This window comes from Corallococcus praedator (assembly GCF_003612125.1).
Lineage (GTDB): Bacteria > Myxococcota > Myxococcia > Myxococcales > Myxococcaceae > Corallococcus > Corallococcus praedator.
The window spans coordinates 1-4,040 of sequence record NZ_RAWI01000597.1; the positions used below are offsets into that span (position 1 = coordinate 1).

At 69.4% G+C, this 4,040-nt stretch carries 4 protein-coding genes and 1 pseudogene; 3 read left to right on the forward strand and 2 right to left on the reverse strand.

The window, feature by feature from the left end; genetic code table 11:
- The 3 genes and pseudogenes from D7Y13_RS39425 to D7Y13_RS39435 all read left to right on the forward strand — a co-directional run.
- Positions 1-518, forward strand: a pseudogene (locus D7Y13_RS39425) (hypothetical protein); the annotation flags it as partial.
- A gap of 20 nt (positions 519-538) precedes the next feature.
- Entirely contained in the window at positions 539-1,606 is a 1,068-nt protein-coding gene (locus tag D7Y13_RS39430; RefSeq protein WP_120585446.1) for a cysteine hydrolase family protein, read from the forward strand.
- 34 nt (positions 1,607-1,640) lie between these two features.
- On the forward strand, positions 1,641-2,435 hold the full coding sequence (locus tag D7Y13_RS39435) for a hypothetical protein (protein WP_120535953.1): 795 nt from the start codon (positions 1,641-1,643) through the stop codon (positions 2,433-2,435).
- Here the strand turns inward: D7Y13_RS39435 and D7Y13_RS48870 are convergent.
- Together D7Y13_RS48870 and D7Y13_RS39445 are read right to left on the reverse strand one after the other, a co-directional pair.
- Entirely contained in the window at positions 2,432-3,193 is a 762-nt protein-coding gene (locus tag D7Y13_RS48870; protein WP_120585441.1) for a PIG-L deacetylase family protein, read from the reverse strand. The genes D7Y13_RS39435 and D7Y13_RS48870 overlap by 4 nt on opposite strands.
- Positions 3,190-4,040 (reverse strand): glycosyltransferase family 4 protein (locus D7Y13_RS39445; RefSeq protein WP_147452610.1); only part of this gene is annotated, 851 nt, incomplete at its 5' end. The genes D7Y13_RS48870 and D7Y13_RS39445, both read right to left, overlap by 4 nt.

The window sequence follows — 4,040 nt, forward strand, 5'->3', positions numbered from 1 at the left end:
TGCTGGAAGGACAGACGCGGCTGTTCGTGGGGCCCCGCTTCGGTCTGGGCTTCCACCGCGCGGCGGGCCTGAGGGGGGCCTTCCTGTTCGATGGGGAGCGCAAGGGCTTGAGGGATGGGCTCGCGCTGCCGTGGCCGTCGGGGCAGTTGCTGGACGCGGAGGCGGTGTTCGACGGCGACTCGGTGTGGTTGTTCCTCGCGGAGGAGTACGGGGGGCGCACGGTGCACCACGCGGTGCTGCTGGGGCCGGACGGGGCGGTGCGCGCGAGCAATTGGGCCGATGCGGGGAACGGCTCATGGCTGGGGACGTTGAGGGGGAAATGCGCGGTGGGGGGCGCGCTCTTCTGTGCCACGGACGCGGGGCTGACGCGCGTGGAGGCGCGGCAGGGCCAGCTGGAGGCCGTGCGCGAGTTCCCGGACGCGGAGCCGTTCGTGGACGCAGGGTGCCAGTTGCTGCTGTCGCGAGAGGGATTGATGGTGGTGGGGGCGCAGGCCCTCACCGTGTTGCGGATGACGTGAAACACGCAAGGGGGATGGACATGAAGAAGACGACCGCGAAGGAATTGCCGCTGCCCGGGTTCTACAATGCCAGCCATGCGGCGGAGTACGGCTACGGCCCCAACGCCGGCAGGTTGCAGCAGGAGGCCGGCACATGGAAGGCGGCGCAGGGCGTGAAGGTATCTGCGACGGACACGTTCAACCTGCACCTGCTGCTCATCGATGTGCAGAAGGACTTCTGCTTCCCGGACGGCTCGCTGTACGTCGCGGGGCGGAGCGGGCGGGGGGCCGTCGACGACAACCGCCGCATCGCGGAGTTCATCTACCGGAACCTGGGGACGCTGACGAACGTCACCGCGACGCTGGACACGCACTTCGCCTACCAGATCTTCTTCCCGTCCTTCTGGGTGGACCAGGACGACCAGCCGCTGCAGCCGTACAGGGAAGTGACGCGCGAGCAGATTGAGCGCGGCCAGGCGCGGCCGAATCCCGCGGTGGCGAAGTGGCTGTGCGGCGGCAACTACCCGTGGCTGCTCAAGCAGGTGAAGTACTACTGCGAGGAGCTGGAGCGGGCGGGCAAGTACACGCTGTACCTGTGGCCGCCACACTGCCTGCTGGGCAGCGACGGGCACGCCCTGGCGGGCGTGGTGCAGGAGGCCCGGCTGTTCCACTCGTTCGCGCGCGGCGTGCAGTCGTGGGCGGAGGTGAAGGGCGGCAACCCGCTGACGGAGAACTACTCGGTGCTGCGGCCGGAGGTGTTGATGCGGCATGACGGCCAGCCGCTCGCGCAGCGCAACACGCAGTTCCTGAAGACGCTGCTCACGTCGGACGCGGTGGTGATTGGCGGACAGGCCGCCAGCCACTGCGTGAAGAGCTCCATTGACGACCTGCTGGGAGAGATTGTCGCGCAGGACGCCGCGCTGGCCCGGAAGGTGTACCTGCTGACGGACTGCATGTCGTCGGTGACGGTGCCGGACGGCAAGGGCGGCTTCGCGGCGGACTTCACGCCGCAGGCGGACGCGGCGCTCAAGCGCTTCGCGGACGCGGGCATGCACCTGGTGAAGTCCACGGACCCGCTGACGAGCTGGCCCGACCTGCACCTGGCGTGACGTCTGTCATTCAAGACCGAAAGGAGACACGGACATGAGCAAGGCGAACGGTGGTGGGGTCCAGAAGCTCTTCGAGGATGCGCACGCGGAAGGGGTGCTGAGCCCCGCGGGCCTGCAGGCGCTGACGGTGGTGGACCTGGGGGCGCAGATTCAAGCGGGCCTGGGCGTGCACGTGGACGACGTGCAGGCGAGCGAGGTGGTGCTGGTGACGGTGATGCCGGATGACTCGGGGAGCATCTCGCACGCCGGGCACACGAAGACGGTGTGCGACGGGCACAACCTGGTGCTGGACGCGCTGCTGGCGAGCCAGCAGAAGGACGGCGTGCTGTTCCACACGCGCTACCTGAACGGGCATGTGCTCAACCCCTTCCGGCCGCTGGAGGACGTGGTGCGGATGCACTCCGGCAACTACGCGGCGGACATGGGCACGCCGCTGTATGACAACGCGGTGGTGCTGCTGGGCACGGTGCTGGCCAAGGCGCAGGAGTTCAGCGGAAACGGGGTGCCGGTGCGCACGGTGACGCTGCTGATTACCGACGGCGCGGACCAGGGTTCACAGAAGGCGCGGGCGAAGGACGTGGCGGCGTTGGTGAAGGACCTGCACCGGGTGGAGAACCACATCGTGGCGGCGATGGGCATCGACGACGGCGCGACGGATTTCCGCAAGGTGTTCCAGAGCATGGGCATCGCGGACCGGTGGATCCTCACGCCGGGGCAGAGCGCCCAGGAGATCCGCGCCGCATTCCAGGTGTTCAGCCAGTCCGCGGTGCGCGTCAGCCAGGGTGCGGCAAGCTTCAGCCGCACGGCGCTGGGTGGGTTTGGACGCTAATCCTGGCCAGGGGACTTCAGGAAGACCTCGGCGGCTCCGGTGAGGCCCCAGGCGCGGGCCTCTCGTTGGTGGAAGGCGGTGAGCGTGGGCGCCAGTCCCTCCTCGCCGCCGAACTGGAAGCCCAGTTGGCTGCTGTAGCAGGCGCAGCCCTCCAGCTTCCGGGACAGGTGCTTCGTGATGTCCACGGCCAGGGGTTGCAGGCCTTGGGGCAGGGTCGCGTCCGGCAATGCGTCCGGTTGTCGCACGGCGTAGGGCGTGTCCCGGTAATAGAGGATCCGGTTCCCCGGGATGCCCAGACCCTGCACCGCGCGCACCACCTGCACGTGGTCCACGTGGCCTCCCAGCGCCTGGGGCACGAAGACGCGGTCCGGCTTCAGCTCCCACAGCACCGGCCGCAGACACCCCCGCACCCAGGCCCCGACGACGTCGCTGGCTCGCGGCGGCTGGAACAACTCCGCGGGGCTCGCGTAGCCCCGGTGGGGCGCCTCCTCCAGGTCGCCCCACACCGACACGTCCACGCCCAGACGCTTCACGAAGGCCCGGTCCTCCTCGCGTCGCAGGGCCATGTAGTCCACCTCCGGCCCCAGGCCCTTCGACGTCTGGCATTGGAGCGCGAAGCCCTTCGGCTCCGGAACCGAACGGGTGAAGACGGTGACGAGCGCCACCGTCCACCCCTTCTGTTTCAACGCCGCCAGCGTGCCCCCGCAGGAGAAGGCCACGTCATCCAGGTGCGGCGAGATGAACAGGGCCGTGCTCATAGGAGGTGCGGCGAGGCCCGGAAGCGACACGTCGGGTCCGCGCTCTCCTGCGTCGTCGCCGGGTCATACAGGTTCGTCCACTGCGTGTCCGGCCGCGTGCCCGTCAGCTCCGTGTAGATGCCTTGAATCCTGCGTCCCACGGCCCGCCACGAGTACAGCTTGCGCACCTCCTCCAGCGCCGTGGTCGCCAGGCGCTTGCGCAGCGGTGCGTCGTCCAGCAGGCAGGCGATGGCGTTCGCCAGCGCGTCGCTGTCCTTGGGCGGCACCAGCAGCGCGTCCCGCCCGTCCTCCAGGCAGTCCACCACCCCCACCGCCTGGGTGGACACGATGGGCAGCCCGGAGGCCATCGCCTCCAGCAGCGTGTTGGAGAACCCTTCTGAATATGTGGGCGACACGAAGAGGTCCCCGCTCCGGTACAGGTCCGGCGCCTCCGCGTAGCTGGACGCGCCCACCATCTCCACCGTGTCCCGCAGCCCCTCCGCCGCCACCTTCGCCCGCACCGCCTCCACGTCCGGTCCAATCCCAGACACGCGCAGCTTCAGCCGGCGCCCCTCCGCCACCAGCCGCTTCACCGCGTCCAGCAGCTCCATCACGCCTTTCCTCGCGTCCACCCGGCCGTGGTACAGCAGCACCGGCACCTCCCCGAGCTCCCCGAGCGCCCGCCCGTTCCTGGGATGGAAGCGCTGGGTGTCCGTGGCGCCCGGCACGATGGTGAACCGGTTCAGCGGCGTGCCGTGGTGCCCGTGCACCTCCTCCGCGAAGGACCGGCTGCCAATCAGCACCGCCCCGGAGTGGCCCAGCACCGCGAGCATCGCCTGCTTGTGCGTGTCACAGCACGTCCCCACCC